The 21,792-nt window shown below is 42.3% G+C and carries 18 protein-coding genes; 7 read left to right on the forward strand and 11 right to left on the reverse strand.

Translation table 11 applies throughout. From position 1 onward, the window contains the following. Nucleotides 1–21: 21 nt before the first annotated feature. From DC082_RS04605 to DC082_RS04650, 10 genes are all read right to left on the reverse strand, one after another. On the reverse strand, nt 22–714 hold the full coding sequence (locus DC082_RS04605) for a GntR family transcriptional regulator (RefSeq protein WP_109235942.1): 693 nt from the start codon (nt 712–714) through the stop codon (nt 22–24). 299 nt (nt 715–1,013) lie between these two features. After that, the gene (locus DC082_RS04610) at nt 1,014–1,643 is read right to left on the reverse strand and encodes a malonate decarboxylase holo-ACP synthase (protein WP_109235943.1); all 630 of its coding nucleotides are present in this window, start codon (nt 1,641–1,643) and stop codon (nt 1,014–1,016) included. Continuing rightward, on the reverse strand, nt 1,634–3,316 hold the full coding sequence (gene mdcD, locus DC082_RS04615; RefSeq protein WP_109235944.1) for a biotin-independent malonate decarboxylase subunit beta: 1,683 nt from the start codon (nt 3,314–3,316) through the stop codon (nt 1,634–1,636). The genes DC082_RS04610 and mdcD overlap by 10 nt, the downstream gene beginning before the upstream one ends. Continuing rightward, complete coding sequence (locus DC082_RS04620; RefSeq protein WP_109235945.1) at nt 3,306–3,608, reverse strand: malonate decarboxylase subunit delta; 303 nt, start codon at nt 3,606–3,608, stop codon at nt 3,306–3,308. Before DC082_RS04620 ends, mdcD begins: the two co-directional genes overlap by 11 nt. Further along, nucleotides 3,589–4,500 (reverse strand): triphosphoribosyl-dephospho-CoA synthase, encoded by a 912-nt coding sequence (locus tag DC082_RS04625; RefSeq protein ID WP_157957405.1) that lies wholly within the window; start codon nt 4,498–4,500, stop codon nt 3,589–3,591. Before DC082_RS04625 ends, DC082_RS04620 begins: the two co-directional genes overlap by 20 nt. A gap of 46 nt (nt 4,501–4,546) precedes the next feature. Continuing rightward, on the reverse strand, nt 4,547–6,187 hold the full coding sequence (gene mdcA / locus DC082_RS04630) for a malonate decarboxylase subunit alpha (RefSeq protein WP_109235947.1): 1,641 nt from the start codon (nt 6,185–6,187) through the stop codon (nt 4,547–4,549). Next, nucleotides 6,184–7,101, reverse strand: a complete 918-nt coding sequence (locus DC082_RS04635) for an ACP S-malonyltransferase (protein WP_109235948.1) — start codon at nt 7,099–7,101, stop codon at nt 6,184–6,186. The genes mdcA and DC082_RS04635 overlap by 4 nt, the downstream gene beginning before the upstream one ends. A 391-nt stretch (nt 7,102–7,492) precedes the next feature. After that, entirely contained in the window at nt 7,493–8,818 is a 1,326-nt protein-coding gene (locus DC082_RS04640; RefSeq protein ID WP_109235949.1) for a purine/pyrimidine permease, read from the reverse strand. 101 nt (nt 8,819–8,919) lie between these two features. After that, on the reverse strand, nt 8,920–10,017 hold the full coding sequence (locus tag DC082_RS04645; protein ID WP_109235950.1) for a M42 family metallopeptidase: 1,098 nt from the start codon (nt 10,015–10,017) through the stop codon (nt 8,920–8,922). Nucleotides 10,018–10,378: 361 nt separating this feature from the next. After that, a complete protein-coding gene (locus DC082_RS04650; protein WP_109235951.1) occupies nt 10,379–13,267 on the reverse strand; it encodes an insulinase family protein in 2,889 nt (962 codons plus the stop codon). A 494-nt stretch (nt 13,268–13,761) separates the two neighbouring features. Between DC082_RS04650 and lepA the strand changes: the two genes are divergently transcribed. The 7 genes from lepA to DC082_RS04685 all read left to right on the forward strand — a co-directional run bounded on the left by lepA (nt 13,762) and on the right by DC082_RS04685 (nt 20,852). Continuing rightward, nucleotides 13,762–15,555, forward strand: coding sequence for a translation elongation factor 4 (gene lepA / locus DC082_RS04655; protein ID WP_109235952.1), 1,794 nt, complete (start codon nt 13,762–13,764; stop codon nt 15,553–15,555). A 6-nt stretch (nt 15,556–15,561) separates the two neighbouring features. Next, on the forward strand, nt 15,562–16,389 hold the full coding sequence (gene lepB, locus DC082_RS04660; protein WP_109235953.1) for a signal peptidase I: 828 nt from the start codon (nt 15,562–15,564) through the stop codon (nt 16,387–16,389). A 1-nt stretch (nt 16,390) separates the two neighbouring features. Further along, on the forward strand, nt 16,391–17,059 hold the full coding sequence (gene rnc / locus DC082_RS04665; RefSeq protein ID WP_109235954.1) for a ribonuclease III: 669 nt from the start codon (nt 16,391–16,393) through the stop codon (nt 17,057–17,059). 1 nt (nt 17,060) lies between these two features. Beyond that, complete coding sequence (gene era / locus DC082_RS04670) at nt 17,061–17,951, forward strand: GTPase Era (RefSeq protein ID WP_109235955.1); 891 nt, start codon at nt 17,061–17,063, stop codon at nt 17,949–17,951. Between the two features lie 130 nt (nt 17,952–18,081). After that, nucleotides 18,082–19,041: a DMT family transporter gene (locus DC082_RS04675; RefSeq protein ID WP_109235956.1), complete on the forward strand. Its 960-nt coding sequence runs from the start codon at nt 18,082–18,084 to the stop codon at nt 19,039–19,041. Between the two features lie 94 nt (nt 19,042–19,135). Further along, nucleotides 19,136–20,272, forward strand: a complete 1,137-nt coding sequence (locus DC082_RS04680; protein WP_109235957.1) for an aminodeoxychorismate synthase component I — start codon at nt 19,136–19,138, stop codon at nt 20,270–20,272. After that, on the forward strand, nt 20,235–20,852 hold the full coding sequence (locus DC082_RS04685) for an aminotransferase class IV (RefSeq protein WP_109235958.1): 618 nt from the start codon (nt 20,235–20,237) through the stop codon (nt 20,850–20,852). Before DC082_RS04680 ends, DC082_RS04685 begins: the two co-directional genes overlap by 38 nt. Before the next feature lie 53 nt (nt 20,853–20,905). On the opposite strand, the gene purU is transcribed toward DC082_RS04685, so the two are convergent. Continuing rightward, the gene (gene purU / locus DC082_RS04690) at nt 20,906–21,754 is read right to left on the reverse strand and encodes a formyltetrahydrofolate deformylase (RefSeq protein ID WP_094566817.1); all 849 of its coding nucleotides are present in this window, start codon (nt 21,752–21,754) and stop codon (nt 20,906–20,908) included. Between the last annotated feature and the right edge of the window lie 38 nt (nt 21,755–21,792).

Raw genomic sequence — 21,792 nt, forward strand, 5'->3', positions numbered from 1 at the left:
TAAGCAGCTTCTCTAATCATTTTAAAGAAAGACCTTCTCAGCGCCTCTCTCTAACAGACGCAATACATCTTGATGATGCTCTGCCAAAATTGTTGAGAATTGATCAAAATCACGATTCCGTAAAGCATCAATCAGAGCATCATGTTCTATTAATGGTTTATAAACTTCTGCTCGCTGATGGAGATAGAGCTCATTTTGTATAAAGGCTAAGCTCACAAAAAATGAGGGATAACGCTCAATCAAAACTCGACTTCCTGAGAATTGGACAAGTGCATAATGAAACTCGTAATTGAGTAACCCTATATAAGCCATCTCTTCGCGCGATCCTTCCCCTTTATCGATAATCGCCTGCAAACTGGAGCGCATCTGTGCTGAAAGCTCCTCAAGATGCTCAATAAGTGGTGCAAGGTCCGCTATTCTAGAGACTTTCTCTAAAGCCTTATTCTCAAGAAAAAAACGAAGGTGATAGAGATCGATATGCTCTTCAAGGGTAAAACTATTTAGAAAAGTTCCTTTATTCTCAACCTTAGTCGCGATCCCTTCACTCACTAAGATAAAGATAGCTTCCCGAACAGAAGCACGGCTCGCCCCCGTCTTTTTAGCATATTTCTCCTCAAGAATCTTATCTCGCGGCTGAATCTCCCCTTTAATAATATCTTGAATAATAACCTCTTTAATTGTATTCGGCAGTGTCTGCGCGCGCTTTAACTCCATAAGTATATTGTTACCATATTAGTTATAAGTAGATAAAAGTAGCAGATAAGATTCTCTCACACCCTCAAAATTGTCTCACCATCGATCTTAAAAGCCAGCTATGAGGTAGCGATTTTTTATCTAATTGCTCTATTCGTTAAAAGATAACAAAGTATAGTATCGACTCTGAAAATTACTGCAATAGTCTCATTTAATAAAAATCGATAATCTTCATTATCTCTTCACTATCTTCAAAAATTCCAATTAAAAATTCTAGCTAAAAATTCAAAATCTTATCTCTTAAGTTCAATGCCTAAACTTCAATCTGAAGTCTCATCCCAAACATCTTCTGTTAAAAGATATCCTGATGCACTTTTAAGAAGAATCTTCTTAGCTCCTCGAGCATACTCCTCAAGATGAAACGCCCCTTTAGGCCCTTCCACTTGAACATCGATCTTTTGAGGGAGTAATTGTAATGCTGATAGCCACTCAACTGCACTTTTAATTGAAAATTTTTTTTGAGGATAAAGGATGATATCGATATCACTACGCGCTGAAAGAGTCGGTAATCCTGTGGCTAACTCATATCCTAAACTTCCACCAATCCCCCAAGAGATCTTGGAAAAGAGAGATGCTAAGACTTGAATTGAGTCGATAATTTGAGGAAATTCTTTTTGTCGCTGCCATCCTCCCCAAACCGACTCTTGCACTAAACTCTCTGGAGTAATAACAGAGTGAATCCACTCTCGAGGAATTGCCGTACCATATCGCTCTCCTCGTGTTTTTCCTCTGATCCCTATCGCAACCTTTCCTGCCGGCACTTCACCTCTTCTTACAACATGATAGGCGGTCTCCTGCCATCGCTGAAGTGCCCATTCGGGAAAAAAGAGCGTATCAATCGATACGCCCTTCTTAATCTCAACAATATCATGAGGTTTAATTATTGCCATACTTCCTCTAATCGCGCTCTTACCTTATTGGTTTCTACACGCCCAAATGTGGTAGCTTGTGGATTTGTATAGCGAAAGCTTAAATCACGCTCTTCCGGCGATAAGCTCGCAATCGCCTCTTTAGTTGCCTTCAACAAAAGCGCAACATCGACTTCAGTTGGCTGATCTGCATTAGAGACCTCTAATAGCTGATAGAGTGCACCTAACTTCTGGAAGCTCTCAATATCGTACGCAATTGCCGGCACCTTCGCAGCAGCTGCATCGATCTCCTCAATGGTTCGCAATGTAACCCTCGCCGCAGACTCTTTCGACATCGCTTGCACATTAATCTTTTTATCATCTAACGCGATAAGACGATTCGATTGTAGACCATGAGCTAAAAAAGCCCCTGAAATCGCATTACCAACAATTAACCCAATTACAGGATGTCCCATCTGTCTTGCAGAAGCGTAAGCATCAACACTTGCCGCTAATGCAAGATGGATTCCAATAAGCTCCTCTTTATAGCCATATGCCTGACTCGGAACATCGATCACCATAATAATGGGACGCTTCTTCTCCTTATTTCGATCTGCTTCAATCGCATCCCAGATCTGTTTTGCTAGAACAAGTCCCTCTTGTAGCCCAACTTCCCCTTTTCGTACACGATAGAAACGATTCTCAGGATTAGGAACAACCGCTAAATAACGGCGTAGCTCCCCCTCTTGCTCTACATTTGCGGCTAAGACAGAAGGAACTTCTGAATGTGGATTCTTTAGCCCTGTTAATTGTGAAAACCAGTGATATCCCCGCCCTTCACTCTGTGGCTTCTCCCTTTCTGTCACTAATGGGAAGCAATAATCTTTCACCTCTTCTAGCGATTGCTGATAGAGCTCAACATACGCAGCTGGCGTTAAAGGTTGAGAAAAGTCGATCTGATCCAAAATCTTTAAAAAACGATCTAACTGACGAGAGCGATAACTGTTTGGAGGATTAGCAATTACCTTCTCTATTGTCGCAATAATAGTGGCAACATCATCTGTTACAACTTCATCCACTAACCCTGTCTTCGCCTTCTGATTCACACCAATGGTATCCCAAATAAGGGACTGATCACTCGAATCAAATTCACGGACACCAGCCTCCTGCTCAATCACCTCAGGACCATTGAGCCCGACACGTGCCCGATTGGTCGCAATCAGGTAAGAAGTGACGGCTGAGGTGATAGACATCCCGCCAAAAGAGCCTACTAATCCCGGCACAAGACCAATTACCGGCACATGCTCTCTTAATGCGATGATCATATTCTGAATCTCTGAGATTGAGAGCAATCCATAATTTGCCTCCTGAAGGCGAACACCACCAGTATCTAATATTAAGATAGGATAGATTCTTTTACCGGCACGATTCTCTTTTAAAACCATCTCCAATGCAGCTGAGATTTTTGCGCCTCCAACCTCACCGATTCCGCCACCTTGAAAATGGCCTTCAAGAGAGATCACGAGCGCTTCTCTTCCTCTGAGCTTTCCACGCATCAAGATCACACCATCATCACTTTGTGGCACGATACCTTGAGGGACTAAATAAGGACTCATAATCCCATCGTAAGGATCCAAAAATTCTGTTGCACTTCCTTCATCTAAGAGTGCTATTGCTCGCTCTCTACCATTTAATTCAACAAAACTATTTCTCATCTTTCTTCAACTCCTCTAATGCTTGTGCTAATCGAAGACCCACAACGCCTGGAGTGGCCCCAAAATCATGAATGGTCACTCTTGCCAAGAGAGGATAACGGGTAAAAAACCGCGTTAAGACCTTATCCCACACAGCTTCAAAGCCATCGCTACCGGTAATAACAGAGACTTCTGCATACTCACCCTCTATCGGCTCAAAAATCACCTCAAGATCACCTGACCCAACAACACCGATATGAGCACGATTCTCAATCAGCTCATGCCCTTTATATTTAAAACGCAACTGTTCCATCAATAACTCCTAATTTCTCTAAAAATATGATTGCCGCTAATAGATCCGCACTTCCGCCAGGAGAGAGATAATGATCTCGACAATAGTGACAAAATTCGACATAAGCACTAACTCCTTCAGGTCGATCTAAGCCTAAAACAAGGATGTTAAGCGCATAATCTTGTACCTCTTGTAAAGTCTTAAGATCACTGCGCGAAGCGATACAGGTATCTTCAACAACCGCGATCAATTGCAAAAGTCGCTCAATCCAGTAGAGCGCTTGTTGCTCCACTTTATTGTATCGAGTGGGCATCGCGATCACTCGGCTCAATGAAGGAAATCCGGCTCTCGCTTCTTCTAATGCACCGCGAATACCATATTTCCTCCCGACAACTGCACCGTTTGTTGAGTGATCCCGGCAATAACGCCTATCAGGATAAGAGGCTAACTTTCCGATCATCTCCAGTAGTTGTGAGAAAGAGAGTTCACAACGATAACTTGCTAAAACAGCAATCATCAATCCTAAAATCCAGATCGCCCCTTTATGGGTATTGATCCCATTTGTGATCTGCAACATGATCCGCTCTCCCTCTCGCCCAATCTCGGCAATATCCTCTCTTAAAGATTGCCCTATAGGCGCATTTAAGGAGCGAAGGGCGATCTGATAAAAGGTGGGGTAGAGACTCTCAGCAGAATGCACAAGCAGTTGCCAATCCATATCGTGATGGGCATTATTGCTCCAACGATCGACTAATCCCGGCTTAGGGCTTAAAGAGACCTCTAAAATAAGTGCCGAGACAGCCATCATTGCCAAATGGTGCGCTAAGCTACCTTGCGTCCCCATTACCGGCAACTTGGTCGCCATCCTTATCTGCCCCATTACTGCGACTTCTCCCTGCATTGATCTATTCACCAATATCATCTCCCTGTATGATCTATCTCAATAGGTAAAACAGAGCTTAAGACCAACTTCTAAACTGCTTAGGAGGCTCATAGAGCCCACCGGACCAAGTGACTAAGTCCTCAATGGAATAGGCAGCAAGTAGTGACCGCTTCGCCTCTGTTCTTGCAACCTGAAGATCCTCCGGCAATGCGACAATCCCTCGATCTCTTAATGATTGAACGGTTGCCTCTGCGACAGTATCACCAATAGGCGTTACCCCGGCGATTGCAGCTATTGCCGCACGTCTCTCCTCTAATCCTTCCGCCTTATAGAGATAAGCAATTCCCTCTTCTGTTACCAAATGAGTAGTATCATCGCCATAAATCATAATGGGAACGATCGGAAGATTTGCTTGCTTCTTCACCTCAATTGCATCGAGTCGATCAACAATAACAGGCTTCTTATTAGCACCATAAGTCTCTACCATCTGCACGACTATTTTACGCCCCTTAGCAAGCTCCTCTTTCCCTGCTAAATCGAGCCACGCAGCTGTTGAGTGCCTTCTACCACCAGGATCATGCCCCATATTAGGCGCTCCACCAAAACCAGATAGACGACCTAACGTTACTGTTGATGAATTTCCATCCCGATCGATCTGTAAAGAGGAACCGATAAACATATCCACCGCATATTGACCGGCAACTTGGCACATCGCACGATTTGAACGCATCGATCCATCATGCCCTGTAAAGAAGATATCGGGGCGGGCGCAGATATAACGCTCCATTCCCACCTCTCCGCCAAAACTATGGATACTCTCAACCCAACCCGATTCAATTGCAGGAATCATCGTAGGATGCGGATTTAATGCCCAATGTTTAGCAATCTTCCCTCTAAGCCCCAACTTCTCTCCATAGGTCGGTAGAAGAAGTTCGATCGCCGCTGTATTAAATCCGATCCCATGATTTAAAGAGGTCACTTGATGCTTCTCATAAATTCCACGAATTGCCATCATTGCCATCAAGATCTGAATCTCTGTAATCGCTTTCGGATCACGGGTAAAGAGAGGCTCTAAGATATAGGGCTCATCCGCCACAACAATGGCATCCACCCAAGATACCGGGATATCGATCCTTGGGAGCTGATCAACCTTCTCATTGACCTGTACAATCACAATTCCATCTTTAAATGCCGCCGCCTCAACGATAGTGGGGGTCTCTTCGGTATTAAAGCCTGTATAGAGATTTCCCTCACTATCCGCCTTATCTGCAGCTACTAAGACAACGTTAGGAGTTAGATCGATAAAGAGACGCCCATAAAGCTCTAAGTAGGTATGAATATCTCCTAACTTAACAACCTGATCTTCAATCATCTGTGAGATACGTAAACTTTGAGCGCCGGCATAAGAGAAGTCGAGCTTTTCTGCAATCCCCTTCTCAAAGATCGTTAAATGTTCCGGCCGAGAAACACTCGGCATAATCATATGAAGTTGATTAACCTTATTAACATCGACCTCTAATAACTTTTCTGATAAAAAAGAGGCTTGCTTCTGATTATCACCCTCTAAAACAACACGATCACCCGGAGAAATCAGTGCTTCTAATGCAGCAACAATATCACTGCTATTGATATATTTCCCCTGCATCATTGGGGCGACTTTAGCCATTTTGGCAATTTTCTTTTGCCGTTTAAGATCCCACTGTTTTTCACTAGTCATACTTCACTACTCCGTTTCTTATATAAAAAGATGGTATCTGATATGCCATATTGAGCGACACTATAAGTAGATAGGTCGGGATAGCTACGCTTTACCAGATTCGTTAATGCTCTGCCCGGCGGTAGCTCAATAAAGTGATGCATTCCATTTTCGACAGCGATCTGCATCATATCGAGCCACTTTACAGGATGAACCACATTGTGGATAAGATCCCCTGCAATCTCATCAGCATCATTCAACAATCTCCCTGTACAATTCCCTAAATAGGGAACAGTTGGCGGATGAAACTCAATCTCTGTCGCTAACTGCTCTAATGCTTCAGCTACCGGCTTCATCAAAATTGAATGGGATGGGGTCGGTACCGCTATGCGTTTAGCTAATCCCGCTCCCTGCTCTTTTGCCGCGGCAATCACTCGATCAATCCCTACCCAACTTCCTGAGATAGTTAGCTGCAACTCTTCATTTTGATTAGAGAGATAGACAGGATTGTCACTACTAAAATTTGTATCAACCAAGGTGGCCAACTCTCGCTGTGTTAAGCCTGTAATCACCCCCATACCATATCCTGTTGGGTAGAGTGATTGCATCAATGAAGCGCGCCGATAAACAAGTTTAATGGCATCAGTAAGTGTTAATACTTGTGCCACAACAGCAGCACTAAATGCCCCTAAAGAGTGGCCAGCAACCATATTGATATCAACCATCGCTTCACGTAACTTTTCAGCGGCACTCACTTCCGTGATCAAAAGCGCTAACTGGATATCGACAGTCTGCTGAAAATCTGGTGGTTGCTCTTGAAAATCCTTTCCTGTTTCGGCTTTAACTAGCTGAAAATAGTGAGGATCAACATTCTCTAACATCGCTAAATTTTGTGAGCCTTGCCCAGGAAAGAGCCAAATAGTTCGATTACTCAAATTAATCTTCCTCTCAATCACTTAAAACATGATCTACAATAGATCTCAATATTAGGTATTAGATATCTAATGCCATTTTTAATAGGCTATCTGCAAACAAACGATCTCCTGATAGGAGAACCTTAATATAGATAATGCTATAGCTAACGCTGGATCTAGATATCTCTAGGTTGATATCACTCTAAAAATAGAGTAAACACAAAAAATGAAAAATGAAAATATATTTTAAAGAGAATCAACGATTAATTTTAGATAATCTATATCATCAATTATCCTACTAACAATTATCCCATTAATATTTATCATTTACACCCAATAACTCACGCATGATCCTTACTAAGACCATCCCCTCCAATCTCTTTTTAAAAATTTCTCTCTCAACCCTAAAAGGTTAATCTCCCTTTAAAGCCTCTGCACCTTCTTCTTTAGAGCGGCTCTTCTCTTGATGAAGCAATACTCGCTCAACAATAATGGCAAAAGCGGTTCCTACAATTAAACCATTACTCAATAGTGAGACCATCAGTGGAGAGAGATGACCAAAGGCTGAACTTGGCATAAACATGATGCCGATCCCAATAAACCAAGCTGATGCAGCAACAAAATTACGGATATCGGGATTTTCTGCCAAAGCCAACTGATTCTTGGCAATAATAATAGTGCCGAAGCCAAATGTTGGAACAAGTGCCGCAAAACCGACTGCCGTTGGAAGTGCCGCAAAGAGCGCCGTCACTTTAGGCGAGAGACTGATCGCAATAATTAAGAGATTTCCAAGGATAAAGGGGAGCTTCTCTGTAATTTTTGTCTGTGCTATAAAAGCTGCAGATCCTGAGATAGGAACAGGTCCAATCGCGCCAAAAGCTCCTGCCATCATATGAATTAGGCCCGAGATAATACCTGTCTGCTTCAATCTATTTTCTCGCTTAATATTGAAGCTCTCTAAGGTTACCTGTACCGCTTTAACACTCGCCATAAGGTTAGTTATTAATAAAATGGTGAGCAGAATAACATTAACCACCATCCCCAATTCAATACGTGGGGCACCAAAAGGAAATAGCTCTGGTAACTGAAAATACCCATCAGTTGGGACAATCGCATTCCCTTTGCCAAAAATAATAAAGAGCCCCCAACCTACAGCAATAGAGATCAAAGTGCTGTAAGCTGCTATCGATTTAAAGCGTTTTACATAGAAAGCTGAAGCAACCGTAATAATTGAGAGCAGCATCACAACCAAATCAACGCTATCACCATCACTATTGACGCCCATCATCCCTTTGATAAAGGTTCCTGAGAGCTGCACAACCATCAAAAAGAGATAGACCCCGATAATCGTAGGGGTAAAGAGTTTAGAGATCTTCTCAATTAAGCCCAAATAAGCAAAGAGAATAAAGACCACACCACTCAAAATAAAACAGAAACCTAAAACGCGTAATGTCTCTATATTATCTTCATTATTAGGACCAAACATTGCGACCCCAATCCCTAAATAGAGAACAAATACCGCCCACCAAACACCTGCAGGACCTTCAATAATGGGCATTTTATGCCCCCAGAAGATCTGTATTATCCCCGCAACTCCTAATACAAAAAGAGTCCTTGAAACAAAGGTAACTAACAGATCTCCCGTTAAACCATAAGTTGAGCCGACAGCGACAGGAATGACAATACTTCCCATCAAAATAAATAACATCCATTGAAATGACGCTAAAGGAATTCTCATACAATAACCTCAACAGAATATGCGTCATTGAAACGCATCTTTATAAACTTCAAAGAGCGCTCCACCGCTATGCAGTGGAGCTTATCAACAACCGCATCCCACTAGATAAAGGAGGTATTCATATTCTCATTATCTCGAATAAGACCATGGAGAATATTATAGACATCGTCACTATCATTGAGGTTCGTCAACTCAATGGGGGAATGAGAGTAACGACGAGGAATTGCTAATGTCGCACATGGAATACCGCCTCCGGCATGAGAGAGCTTCGCTGAATCTGTAGTATATCCACCCCCTAAAAGCGTTAACTTTTGTAGGTGAATATTTTGCGCTGTTGCCTGCTTCTCAATCGCACGACGTACAGCGGGATGAACCATGCTAAAGAAGATCGGCATAACAGCATCTGCAAGTGGCAATGCTGGCCCTTCCCCTAAGCGAACAGGCAGATCTCTTTCAGTATTAACATCAGGGGTATCACCAGCAGGGATAGTATCAAGCACAATGGCATAATCAGGGGTATAGCCATCGCCAACCTTCTGCGCACCATAGAGCCCAACCTCTTCTTGGACTGTAAAGACACCATGAAGCGTTCCGGCAAAATCATCTTTAGAGAGATTTTTCAGCAACTCAATGAGGATAGAGCAACCTAAACGGTCATCTATTGCTTTCATCGAGATATAGTCAGGATCAACCATCTCCGTAAACTCACCTGAGATAATCACCTGATCCCCAACAGAGATGCCATGAGATTCTACTGCCTCTCTCGAAGGAAGCGCCATATCGACATAACATTCAGAGACTGTTTTAACTCTTTTGGCCTCTTCTGGCGTCTGAAGATGCCCAGGCTTTGTCCCAATAACACCCGGAAGATTATTCTTACCCACATAGACTTTACGGCCTAATAACATGTTATCGGGTACACCCCCTAATTTTTCGATTAAGAGGAAACCATTTGGCAAAATGTTTTTCACAATAAGGCCAATCTCATCCGTATGGGCCGCAACCATCATGGTTAATCCCTCTTTATGTCCACGTTTAATCGCATGAACATTACCATTATGATCCACCTTTAACTCATCAACTTCACCTTTCAGTGCCGACATAATATAGGAGATGACCGGTTGTTCCTGCCCAACACCTGCATTGATATGGGTAAGATCTTTCAATAAAGATTTAATGTTCTCTTTAAGATTTGCCATCTTATTCACCTCTTTTAAAGAATATATCTGTTTTAATTAACATTGTCGACAATTGTGTCGACATCTAAAAGATAGGAGAAAAAAGATCCCTATTGGGAAAACGATGAAAAAAGTGGAGGGAAAAAGCTTACTAAAAGATAACTTATTGATTAATATCAAATAATCTGGGGTGCAAGTTAAAATATCGAGCAAAAAAAATACCCCGAAATTATGATTAACCTTTTAGGTTAACTCTTTCGGGGTACTTTTAATAATAGATACAATAGATCAATCTAATAGATCAATATTCAGAACTGCTTCGACCTATTTCGACATATCTTGACCTAACTCGACCTGCCCTCTAAAGGAGGATCAATTATCTTTAAAGTTGTTTAACTTCAAAACCAGCGGCTTCTAAGGCTGCTTTAGGCCCTAATACTGCAGTATGGGTATCGGGATTTGCGAGATACTCTCGGGCAACACGCTTAAGATCATCAATTGTCACATTGAGTACCGCTGCACGATACTGCTCTAGATCCTCCGGAGTACGATCATATTTTGCCATAAAGTAACGATCGCCATACTCACTTGCCGGTGCTTTAGGACGATCAATTGCACTAATAACGCCTAAAATAGCCTCTTCAAGTTGCTGTTCATCATGCTCATTCTCTAATAACCAAACGATAGAGGCATCAAAGTCAGCTAATGTCTCCTCAAGGCGAGGATCACGATAACTAAAGAAGTTAAACGCGCCTGATGAGGCATTATAGTTTGCACCTCCTCCGTAAGCGCCCCCCTGCTCTCGAATCGCCCGATGCAGATAACCGTTACGCAAAAATCCAGTTAATACCTGAAAAACAGGGGAATCTTGATGATCGCGAGTGACTGTTTTATAACTCTTAGCACAGTAGAAAACTGGTGCATTGATCGCCCAACCAAGATAAACTTTTTCCTCAGAGTGCTCAGAAAATGGAGCGCTGAAACGAGTTACATCTTCCGTTACATTGTGAGCCATCACCGCAGCAAAATCTTGCCCAATTTTCTCGATCTGTTCTGAGTCATTTAAGACAATGATCTCATAAGGACTCTGCTGTAGCTTTGTTAAGAGCGCTGCAAGCTTCTCACCGAAAGCTCTACACTCTGTATCATCCTTCATTCGCTTCTCAATTTCACGGAAATCTTTAATCGACTGCATTCCCGATAGACGCTGCTCTAATTGAGAGATAAGCGAAATATTTTGACTTGCAACTCCCATCGCATAACTATGACCATTACTAACAATACCCTGTTCGCGCCCGACTTTAATCTGCGCCATAATCTCCTGCATACGCTTTACTTCATCAAAGCGAGCATCGAAGAAGATATCTCTTAATAATGAAGCTAATGCATCACTATGATCTAAGAGTGCTTTACCAGAAAGAACCCAGTAACCTCGAATATCGCCATCATAAGGTTGGTACATTGTTCTTGCACTCACGCCACCGGTGACTGCCGAGATTCTTGCCTGCTGCTCAAGATATGAACGAGAGCCTGCCCCCATCTCTGTAATAAAGGCATCTAAAAATGGCAAAATAACCATCTCTTCTTCTGTTAATGCCGGAAGATCCACAACAATCGATTGATAAGTCATTCCATTTGTTGTGGGCGATCCTAAGACAACCCCTTCTTGATAATTGAGCTCTGGGAAGGTCAATTTTTTAGGAATATCTTCTCGTGTGACCATCGGTAAAATAGAATCATCATCGATCTGTGATTGACGCGCCTGCAGCGCTTTTGCTTCACGGATAATCTTCTCTTTATCTGCCTCGGTTAAGCTGCTCTGAATTTCTGCTAATCTCGCCTTCTCTTTTGCCACACGCTCATCAGCTAATGTATGACTCGGATTAACGGTCAACATCACGCGATGAGGGTTATTGAGTAGCAATCGATCGATTAAGTTAGGGATAAAGTTTCGATCTTGAATCTCTTCGCGCATCTTCTTCAATGACTCATCAAATGAGAGAGCATCATATGCCTCTCCGCCATGAAGAACCGGCGTTAAGGTATCTACAATCAGACGTAATCCATAAGGGTAACGATCACCAGAGATCTCTCGAGATGCTAACTCTAATTGATGAAGAGCCGCTTCAATACTCTCCTGGGGAACACCTTCATCGCGCACCTGAATTAAGGTATCAACAATCAGTTGATTGATCTTTTCACTCTCATCGCCATTAGCCCCCTCTAAACCGCATGAGAAGAATGCTTCACGAGTTCCCTCCTCTAAGCCACAAAAGATGGAGGGAGCAGTACCAAGATCTGAAGTCTCTAACGCTAAACGGAGCGGTGAGCTCGCATTATCCACTAAAACACTGCTTAAAATTCTAGCTCGCATCAATTCATCAGCATCCATAATTGGATTGAGTAGCCAAGAGTTGATGACATGGCTCTGCTTCTCAAGTGGCTCATCCACCGGTAATGGGTAAGTTGCCGTAAATTTTTGTGGCTCAGTGTAACGCTTCTCATCTTTGACACTAAAGTCAAAGTCTTGATAATCAAATTTTGATAAAACTTTCTCTTCAAATACTGCTTGATGCTCTAAAGGATCCATATTTCCATAGGTCATAAAGACACTGTTGGATGGATGGTAGTGCTTCTTATGAAAGTTGACGAGCGCTTCATGCGTCAAGTTAGGGATATCCTCCGGATCGCCCCCTGAGTTATTGTGATAGGTCGTTGTTGGAAAGAGCGCTTTCGTTAATTCCTGATAGAGAATAGAGCCAATCGAACTCATCGCGCCTTTCATCTCATTGAAGACAACGCCTTTGTAGACCAACTCGCTCTCGGGATTATCGATCTCACTAAACTCAAGTCGATGCCCTTCTTGTAAAAAGTCGAGATACTCCAATTGTGGGAAAAAGGCAGCATCTAGATAGACATCGAGAAGATTATAAAAATCCTTCTTATTTTGGCTCGCAAAGGGATAAGCGGTCCAATCTGATGAAGTAAAAGCGTTCATAAAGGTATTAAGAGAACGGCGAATCATCATAAAAAACGGGTCTCGAACAGGATAGTTTTCGGAACCACAAAGAGCCGTATGCTCTAAAATATGTGCAACACCTGTCGAATCTTCCGGTACTGTCAGAAATCCGACCAAAAATACATTATTGCTATCATCATTTGCTAAGTGGATATGCTTTGCTTTTGTAACATTATGCTCATACTCTTGAAGCGTAATGTTTAGGGATGGGATGAAAGTCTCTTTCACCTTAGTAAATGTCTGCTGAGTCATTAATCCTCTCTTATACTTATATAGATGTTCAATTCAAAGATAAACTTAAAGATAAGCTTAACGATAAATACTTAAATGATAACTATTTTAAAAGATAACTGTTTAAACACTATCTAATGGTTCTTAAACAGGGCTCTATTTTCAAAATTCTCAATCGCTCCATCATAACAATAATCGAAGTTTCAAGGTAGCCTTCCTTCTGCTTTAACCTCTCCTTTTCAATCAATTCGTCTTAAGAGACAAACCACCTCTCTCCCTTAAAAAGTACAAAAATCGATAGCGCTACTACAACAAAGGAGTTTTCGGTATAATCAGCAGATTACAATCTACAGTGTAACAATAGAAACAATGGGAAGAATGAGCGTATTACGAAATATCGCTTAATGCATCCAAAAATATTCAAAAAATATTAAATATATCTCCTAATGCTTTATTTGCTAAGATAGAGCTCCTTTGAAGTATATACAATTCACCTTTTTATATAGATAGAATCGATGAAGAACATTAGAAACTTTTCAATCATTGCCCATATTGACCATGGCAAATCCTCTTTAGCTGACCAGTTTATCCGTATTTGTGAAGGTCTTACTGAACGCGAGATGCAAGATCGGGTCTTAGACTCTATGGATCTTGAGAAAGAGCGAGGTATTACGATTAAAGCTCACTGTGTTTCTCTCGATTATAAAGCTGATGATGGTGAAGTGTATCATCTCAATTTTATCGATACTCCCGGACATGTGGACTTCTCCTATGAGGTCTCCCGCTCACTCTTTGCCTGTGAAGGGGCGCTCTTAGTCGTCGATGCCGCTCAAGGAGTAGAAGCTCAATCTGTTGCCAACTGTTATACCGCGATTGATCAAGGTTTAGCCGTAATCCCCGTCTTGAATAAGATCGATCTCCCGGCAGCGGACCCTGATCGTGTGGCGATGGAGATTGAGGATATTATTGCTATCGAAGCACTCGACGCCGTTCGCTGTTCAGCAAAATCAGGCATTGGGGTCAGAGATGTTTTAGAAGATATGATCAAACGCATTCCCCCACCGGTTGGCGATGTGGATGCTCCTCTTAAAGCGTTGATTATCGACTCTTGGTATGACCAATATGTCGGTGTTGTCTCGCTGGTCAGAATCTTCGATGGTGTACTTCGCAAAAATGACAAGATCAAAATCATGAGTACAAAAGAGTCTCATGAGGTGACACATGTTGGTGTCTTTACTCCTAACCGTGTTGATAAAGAGCAGCTCTCCGCAGGAGAGGTTGGCTTTGTTATCGCCGGTATTAAAGATATCGATGGAGCTCCTGTAGGAGACACCATTACGCTCGAAAGAAACCCGGCTAAAGAGGCAGTGCCCGGATTTGAGATGGTTCAGCCCCGAGTCTTTGCCGGTCTCTTCCCTGTTGAATCAGAAGAGTATGAAGATCTCCGTGAAGCGCTCAAAAAATTGCGTCTTAATGATGCTTCATTACATTTTGAACCTGAAACCTCTCAGGCATTAGGATTCGGCTTCCGCTGTGGTTTCCTCGGCATGCTCCATATGGAAATTATCCAAGAGCGTCTCGAGCGTGAATATAACCTCGATCTCATCACAACAGCGCCGACTGTTATCTATGAAGTTGAGAAGAATGATGGTGAAGTGATCTATGTTGATAATCCCGATGGATTACCGAAAACAACACAGATTAAAGAGATCAGAGAGCCCATTATTGAAGCAAACATCCTCACCCCTCAAGATTATATCGGCAATATTATGAAGCTCTGTATTGAGAAGCGAGGCGTCCAACTCGATATGGTTTATGCCGGAAATCAAGTGCAGCTTCGCTATGAGATTCCAATGAGTGAAGTCGTATTAGATTTCTTCGACCGCCTTAAATCGGTCTCTCGCGGTTATGCTTCATTCGATTATAAGTTCCTCCGCTTTGAGGCATCTGATCTTGTGAAGGTTGATGTCTTAATTAATGGCGATCGTGTTGATGCGCTCTCTTTGATTACCCATAAAGATAATGCACAATATCAAGGTCGTAAACTGGTAGAAAAGATGCGCGAATTGATTCCAAGACAGCAATTTGAGATCGCAATTCAAGCTGCTATCGGTGCAAATATTATCGCAAGAACCAACGTTCGAGCCCTCCGTAAAGATGTTACAGCAAAATGTTATGGAGGAGATGTAAGCCGTAAACGTAAACTTCTTGAGAAACAGAAAGAAGGGAAAAAACGGATGAAACAGGTCGGTAGCGTGGAGATTCCACAAGAAGCCTTCCTTGCCGTCCTCAAAGTTAATGAAGAGTAGATAATTATGTCACTATTTGCAGATTTTACCCACTACCTCTCAATCCTGATCATTTTAGCAATTCCTGTGACAGGCTTGATCTGGTTACTTGATGCACTCTACTATAAGAAACGACGCAAATTGGGAAAAAAGGAGCCTAAAATTGTTGATTGGGCTAAATTTCTCTTTCCCGTTGTCCTCTTTGTAGGTGTCCTTCGCTCCTTTATTATTGAGCCTTACGTTATTCCATCAGGGTCGATGCAACCTACACTCTATGCCGGCGATATGATTGTTGCGGATAAGTGGTCTTATGGTGTTCGCCTGCCGATCCTCAATACGCGACTCTTCTCAAAACCGGGTGAAGGAATTGAGAGAGGTGATGTTGCTATCTTTAAATTCCCCAAAGATGAGAAGGTGAACTACATCAAGCGCGTCGTTGCTGTTCCCGGCGATGTTGTCGATTATAAGAATAAGCAATTTACCATCAATGGCGAACCATTAGAGTATCAGGTTGTAGGCCCTGCTAGAGAGCCGGAAGAGGATGATCTTTTCGTGCTTGAGCGCTTCCCTATTGGTGAGCCGGGATCAGGTGTCTACAAAGAGCAGATCATTCAGACCTCAAAGGTCATTACACCTGCAGATCGCGGTGTTGGGCTCTATCATAAGTTTCCTCTCACAATCCCGGAAGGGAAGTTCCTAATGATGGGGGACAATCGCGACAACAGTTACGATGGTCGCTTCTGGGAGCTCGTGGATGATCAAAAAATATTGGGTAAAGCACGCTTTATCTGGATGAATTATAACTGTGTCACCTCTTTTAAGGATTGTGATCATATCTTTACAACAATAGACTAATATGCACCAACTTGAGCAGAAACTAAATTATACCTTTATGGATAAACGCCTATTAAAACGTGCGTTTGTCCACCGTTCCTATTCACAAAATAATAATGAGCGCCTAGAGTATCTAGGAGATGGCTGTCTCAACTTCATTATTGCAGAAGCACTCTACCATAAGTTGCCTGATGCTAATGAAGGGGAGCTAAGCCAATTACGCGCACATCTTGTTAAAGAGGATACTTTAGCGGAGATCGCACTCAGGCTAGAGCTCAATAAGTTTTTAATTTTGAGCTTAGGCGAGAAGAACAATGAAGGGGAATTTAGACCTAGTACGCTCTCGGACTGCCTAGAGGCACTCTTTGGCGCACTCTTTCTCGACTCAGACTTTGAGACAACTCGCCTTGTCATTCTTGCACTCTATGAGCCCTACTTCCAATCAATCACTGAGAAAGCGAAGAAGGATCTAGGCGAAATTTTTAAGAGCCCTAAAAGTCGTCTTCAAGAGAAGCTTCAAGCGCTCAATAGAGAGATCCCCATCTATGAAGTGATCGATATATCAGGCCGCGACCATGAGAAGGTCTTTAAAGTCCTCTGCACCTTTGAGAATCACAAAACTATCGCAGAAGGGACAACCAAAAAACGTGCGGAACAACGCGCAGCAGAATTAATGTTGGAGAAAATTTAAGATGACAAAAGCAGGATTTGCATCCATTGTTGGCCGCCCTAATGTAGGAAAATCGACCTTAATGAATGGTATTTTGGGGCAAAAAATTAGTATTACCTCCAATAAACCACAGACAACCCGTCACGCAATTACCGGGATCTATACCGATGAAGAGACACAAATTATCTTCTTAGATACTCCCGGCATTCATACTAATATGCAATCAGCGCTCAATAAACAGCTCAACAGAACTGCAATGAGCACCATTACAACCGGTGACGTTATTATCTTTATTGTAGAAGCACTACGCTTTAATAAAGATGATGAAAAGGTATTGAGTAAGCTAAAAGGAATTGAGACCCCTGTTATCCTTGTGATCAATAAGATCGATAAGCTACAAAATAGAGAGGAGCTCTTCCCCTTTATTGCTGAGATGAGCGAACGTTTCCCCTTCTCAGATATTGTGCCACTGAGCGCTAAGCAGAAAAAATCTGCCGATGTTCTGCTCGACGTAATTAAAAAATATCTTCCTGAACAGCCTTTCCCTTATAGTGAAGATGAGATTACAACCGTCTCAAGTGCTTTCTTAGCAGCGGAAGTTTTAAGAGAGAAGTTAACGCGTAGACTCAACCAAGAGCTCCCCTACACAATCGCTGTTGAGATTGAGGAGTTTAAGATTGAAGGAAACCTCTACCGCATTCTTGCCGCTATCTCTGTAGAAAGAGAGAGTCAAAAAGGAATTGTGATCGGTAAAGGGGGCGCAACATTGAAAGAAGCGAGTACACAAGCGAGAATCGACCTAGAGCGTCTCTTTGATGCAAAAGTCTTTCTACGCGCCTTTGTTAAGGTGAGAGAGGGATGGTCAGATGATGAGAAAGCACTCAATGCCCTTGGCTATAAAGATCTTCTCTAAATTAAACCCTTTTTAAAACAGCAAAAGATCTTCCTTTGGAAGATCTTTTCCGTTCATGACCTTATCTCTCCGCGATATTATCTAAAGCTTTCTCTAAAACTTCCTCTAAGCCTGTCCTAAAGACTTCTCTATGAATCGATTTCAATATCTGCTAAAACGTTATACTGAGAGTAAAGAGTATTCACTGCATGGCGCGATATGGATGCTACTTGCAGGGATCGCCTTTGCCGGCATCAATGTGATTACGCCTCTGATAACTGAACATTATCGTATCACCTCTAGCTGGATAGCCTTCTACCAATATCTCTTTGCCCTTCTCTTTATGGCCCCCTTTATCCTGCGATTAGGATTGAAGAGAATCCTCTATACACAACACTTTATGACCCATTTTTGGCGCATTTTAGTGGCAGTCATCGGAATTCAATTTTGGGTCTATGCTCTTGCGATTCAATTTCCAATCGGTGAGGGAGTCGCGCTCCTAATGACCTCCCCTCTCTTCGCAAGCCTTGGCGCTTTTCTCTTTTTACGAGAACGATTAACAGCACCACGCGTTATCGCCACAATTTTAGGATTTATCGGTGCCATTATTATTTTGGCCCCCAATCAACAAAACTTTAATAGCGCTGCTATCTATCCCCTACTTGCGGCACTCTTTTGGGCTCTGCATGCGCTCTTGATGAAGCATCTCTCCGATAAAGATCACCCCTTAACAATGGTGAGCTATCTCTATATCTTAATGGTGCCGATCAATCTTTTTATCGCATTAACTGACAATTTTAGCCACCTTCCAGATCAGCTCTTCGTTCCAGGTAGGGAACTTCTACTTGCACTACTACTTTTAGGTTTTCTAACAGCGATTGCCCAATATAGTGTTGCAAAAGCCTATTCTCATGCCGATGTGATCTTTATTCAGCCTTTCGATTACTTTAAATTGCCACTCAATACCTTTTTAGGGTTTATCATCTTTGGCTGGGCTGTCACACTACAATTTTGGTTAGGTGCACTGATTATGGTGAGCTCTTTACTTGCAATTAGCTACTTTGAAATTAGGAACCCGGAAAAACTACAAAAATCATCCTCATTAAAATGAGTTAATAAGTAAATGAGTTAATAAGTTTCATCAGCCTTATCAGCTTTCGATATTACCTTTAATTTTCATCAATCATCCTTAAGGTCACATATTTATGAATTTTCTAGATCGACCAACTGCCATCAAAACCATCAATCAACTCGCCTCTGAAAAGAGACCCTTTCTTCTTATTGCGAGTTTTGATACTCAAACAAATATTGTTTTGCCTCTCTCCGAAATAGATCCCTCAGAGATCGCTTTCGACTTTAATGGCAAACAGAATAACATTGAGGAGTTTACAGAGTGGGTCGATCATAAAAGAGCTGAAGAGAGGCGCTCTCCTGCTTCCAAAAAAACATTTCTAGATGAGAGCATGCCGGTAATTTGGCAACCAGAACCGATCCCCTTTGCTCGCTATCAATCCTCTTTTACACAATTAATGATGGCGCTCAAAAATGGGGAGATCTCCCTCGCTAATCTTACTTTTCCAACCTTAGTGAAGTGTAATCTCACTCTTCCTGAGATCTTTCAACGTACTCAAGCGAAATATCGACTCTGGCTAAAAGGAGAGTTTTGCTCCTTTTCACCAGAGACTTTTATTACAATTAAGAATAATGTCATCGCCACCTATCCGATGAAAGGCACAATCAATGCCGCGATTCCTAATGCATTAGAGAGATTGATGGAAGATCCCAAAGAGATTGATGAACATGAAACCGTTGCACAAGAGGCTATTAGAGATATCTCTCTCGTCGCTAATAATGCTCGCATTACCCGTTTTCGTTACATTGATCGTATCTCTCGGGGTGATGGAGAGATTCTTCAAAGTAGCTCTATGATTGAAGGAGATCTCCCCAAAAATTATAGAGAATCACTAGGAGATCTCTTCTACCAACTTCTACCGGCAGGCTCCATCACAGGGTCTCCTCGTGATAAAGCGACCGAAATTCTTACTCAAGTCGAGTCATATTCACGCCATTTCTACTCCGGTGTCGCCGCTATTTTTGATGGAGAAAATCTTGATAGCACCGTTCTCATTCGCTATCTTGAGGAACAGACTCACCAAAACAACGATACAACTGACGATGTGATTGATAATGCAATTGATGATGTGGCTGATGATATATCGAATCAAACAGTTTTCCCCCTCTACCACTATACCTTTAAAAGTGGTGGTGGTATTACCGCTATGAGCAATGTAGAGAATGAATACCATGAGCTTATCGAAAAAATCTACCTCCCCATTTCTTGAGACAATTAAGTTGGAAGATGGTTACTTTTTTGCCCTCTCTTACCATCAAAAGAGAATGGATAAAACACGGAAACATTTCTATCCCGATGCGCCCCCTCTCTCACTGCCTCAAGCATTGATGCAACTTGATAATATTCCTAAAAAAGGACTCTATCGAGTACGAGTAATCTATCAAGAGGAGATCTCAACAATTGAATTTCTCCCCTATGAGATGCGACCTGTCAATTCTCTAAAGCTTATTGAAGCCGAAGTCGATTACGCCTATAAATATGAGAAACGTCCTGTGATCAACACCCTCTTTCAACAGAAAAAACGCTGTGACGATATCTTAATAACACGCGATGGCTTTCTAACCGATACTTCAATTGCCAATATCGCGCTCCTCGAAGGAGAGCATTGGTATACGCCGGCATCTCCGCTTCTTGAGGGTACTAAAAGATCGGCGCTTCTGCATCACGGCATCTTAATAGCTCGGCAGATTCATCGCGAAGAGTTAAAACAATTTAGTAAAATTAGACTCTTCAATGCCATGATCGATTTTGGGGAGATAGAATTCTCTACTAAAAATATTGTGGAATAGCGCCATTGTAGAATGGTACGTAGAGAGAAGGAGGGGAGAATCCCTCCTTTTCATTAAAAAATAACTGTCGTATTCCCTTGAACAATTACACGATCTTCAAGATGGTAACGCAAACCTCGAGCAAGGACGACCTTCTCTATATCCTTTCCTAAACGCACCATATCTTTGACACTATCTTCATGCGAAACGCGGATCACATCTTGCTCAATAATAGGACCGGCATCGAGATCTTCAGTCACATAGTGGCAAGTTGCACCGATCAATTTCACACCCCTTTTGGCCGCTTGATGATATGGCTTAGCCCCGATAAAAGAGGGGAGAAAACTGTGATGAATATTGATAATTCGATGTTGATACTTCTGACATAATTCCGGTGGAATAATCTGCATATAGCGTGCTAAAACAATCGTATCTGCTTCCGAATCTTCAATCAATTGATTAACCTTAGCAAAACTTGGCTCCTTATTCTGCGGGTCGACCGGTACATGGTGATAAGGGATCCCATACCACTCCACTAAGCTCGCTAGATCATTATGGTTAGAGATCACCCCCACAATTTCGCAATCGAGTTCGTCGGCATGCCAACGCGATAAGATATCGACTAAACAGTGTGCTTCTTTACTTGCCATCAACATCACTTTATGGCGCTTAGAAGTATCAACAATACGCCAGTTGAGCTGAAATTTCTCTGCAATAGGGGTGAAGCGCCGCTCAAACTCCTCAACTCCAAAAGGCAGGCTCTCCGCTTTAATCACATGGCGCATAAAGAACATACCTGTCTCCAGATCTGAATGGTGATTCGCTTCCATAATCCAGCCGCCATTCTCCGCTAAAAAGCCGCTCACAGCCGAGACAATTCCAACACCATCGGGGCAAGACATCACCAATCGATATCTATTCATTCCTATTTCTCCTCCTCTAAAATGATCTTAATGATCTT

This window comes from Ignatzschineria indica (genome assembly GCF_003121925.1).
Lineage (GTDB): Bacteria > Pseudomonadota > Gammaproteobacteria > Cardiobacteriales > Wohlfahrtiimonadaceae > Ignatzschineria > Ignatzschineria indica.

Bases quoted from the DNA above. Each gene is read 5' to 3' on its own strand.
- DC082_RS04620 (WP_109235945.1), bottom strand. From the start codon at position 3,608: ATGGAACAGTTGCGTTTTAAATATAAAGGGCATGAGCTGATTGAGAAT.
- mdcA (WP_109235947.1), bottom strand. From the start codon at position 6,187: ATGACTAGTGAAAAACAGTGGGATCTTAAACGGCAAAAGAAAATTGCC.
- DC082_RS04685 (WP_109235958.1), top strand. From the start codon at position 20,235: ATGAGCTTATCGAAAAAATCTACCTCCCCATTTCTTGAGACAATTAAG.
- rnc (WP_109235954.1), top strand. From the start codon at position 16,391: ATGCACCAACTTGAGCAGAAACTAAATTATACCTTTATGGATAAACGC.
- DC082_RS04680 (WP_109235957.1), top strand. From the start codon at position 19,136: ATGAATTTTCTAGATCGACCAACTGCCATCAAAACCATCAATCAACTC.
- DC082_RS04650 (WP_109235951.1), bottom strand. From the start codon at position 13,267: ATGACTCAGCAGACATTTACTAAGGTGAAAGAGACTTTCATCCCATCC.
- era (WP_109235955.1), top strand. From the start codon at position 17,061: ATGACAAAAGCAGGATTTGCATCCATTGTTGGCCGCCCTAATGTAGGA.
- mdcD (WP_109235944.1), bottom strand. From the start codon at position 3,316: ATGAGAAATAGTTTTGTTGAATTAAATGGTAGAGAGCGAGCAATAGCA.
- purU (WP_094566817.1), bottom strand. From the start codon at position 21,754: ATGAATAGATATCGATTGGTGATGTCTTGCCCCGATGGTGTTGGAATT.
- DC082_RS04605 (WP_109235942.1), bottom strand. From the start codon at position 714: ATGGAGTTAAAGCGCGCGCAGACACTGCCGAATACAATTAAAGAGGTT.
- DC082_RS04610 (WP_109235943.1), bottom strand. From the start codon at position 1,643: ATGGCAATAATTAAACCTCATGATATTGTTGAGATTAAGAAGGGCGTA.
- lepA (WP_109235952.1), top strand. From the start codon at position 13,762: ATGAAGAACATTAGAAACTTTTCAATCATTGCCCATATTGACCATGGC.
- DC082_RS04675 (WP_109235956.1), top strand. From the start codon at position 18,082: ATGAATCGATTTCAATATCTGCTAAAACGTTATACTGAGAGTAAAGAG.
- lepB (WP_109235953.1), top strand. From the start codon at position 15,562: ATGTCACTATTTGCAGATTTTACCCACTACCTCTCAATCCTGATCATT.
- DC082_RS04645 (WP_109235950.1), bottom strand. From the start codon at position 10,017: ATGGCAAATCTTAAAGAGAACATTAAATCTTTATTGAAAGATCTTACC.
- DC082_RS04640 (WP_109235949.1), bottom strand. From the start codon at position 8,818: ATGAGAATTCCTTTAGCGTCATTTCAATGGATGTTATTTATTTTGATG.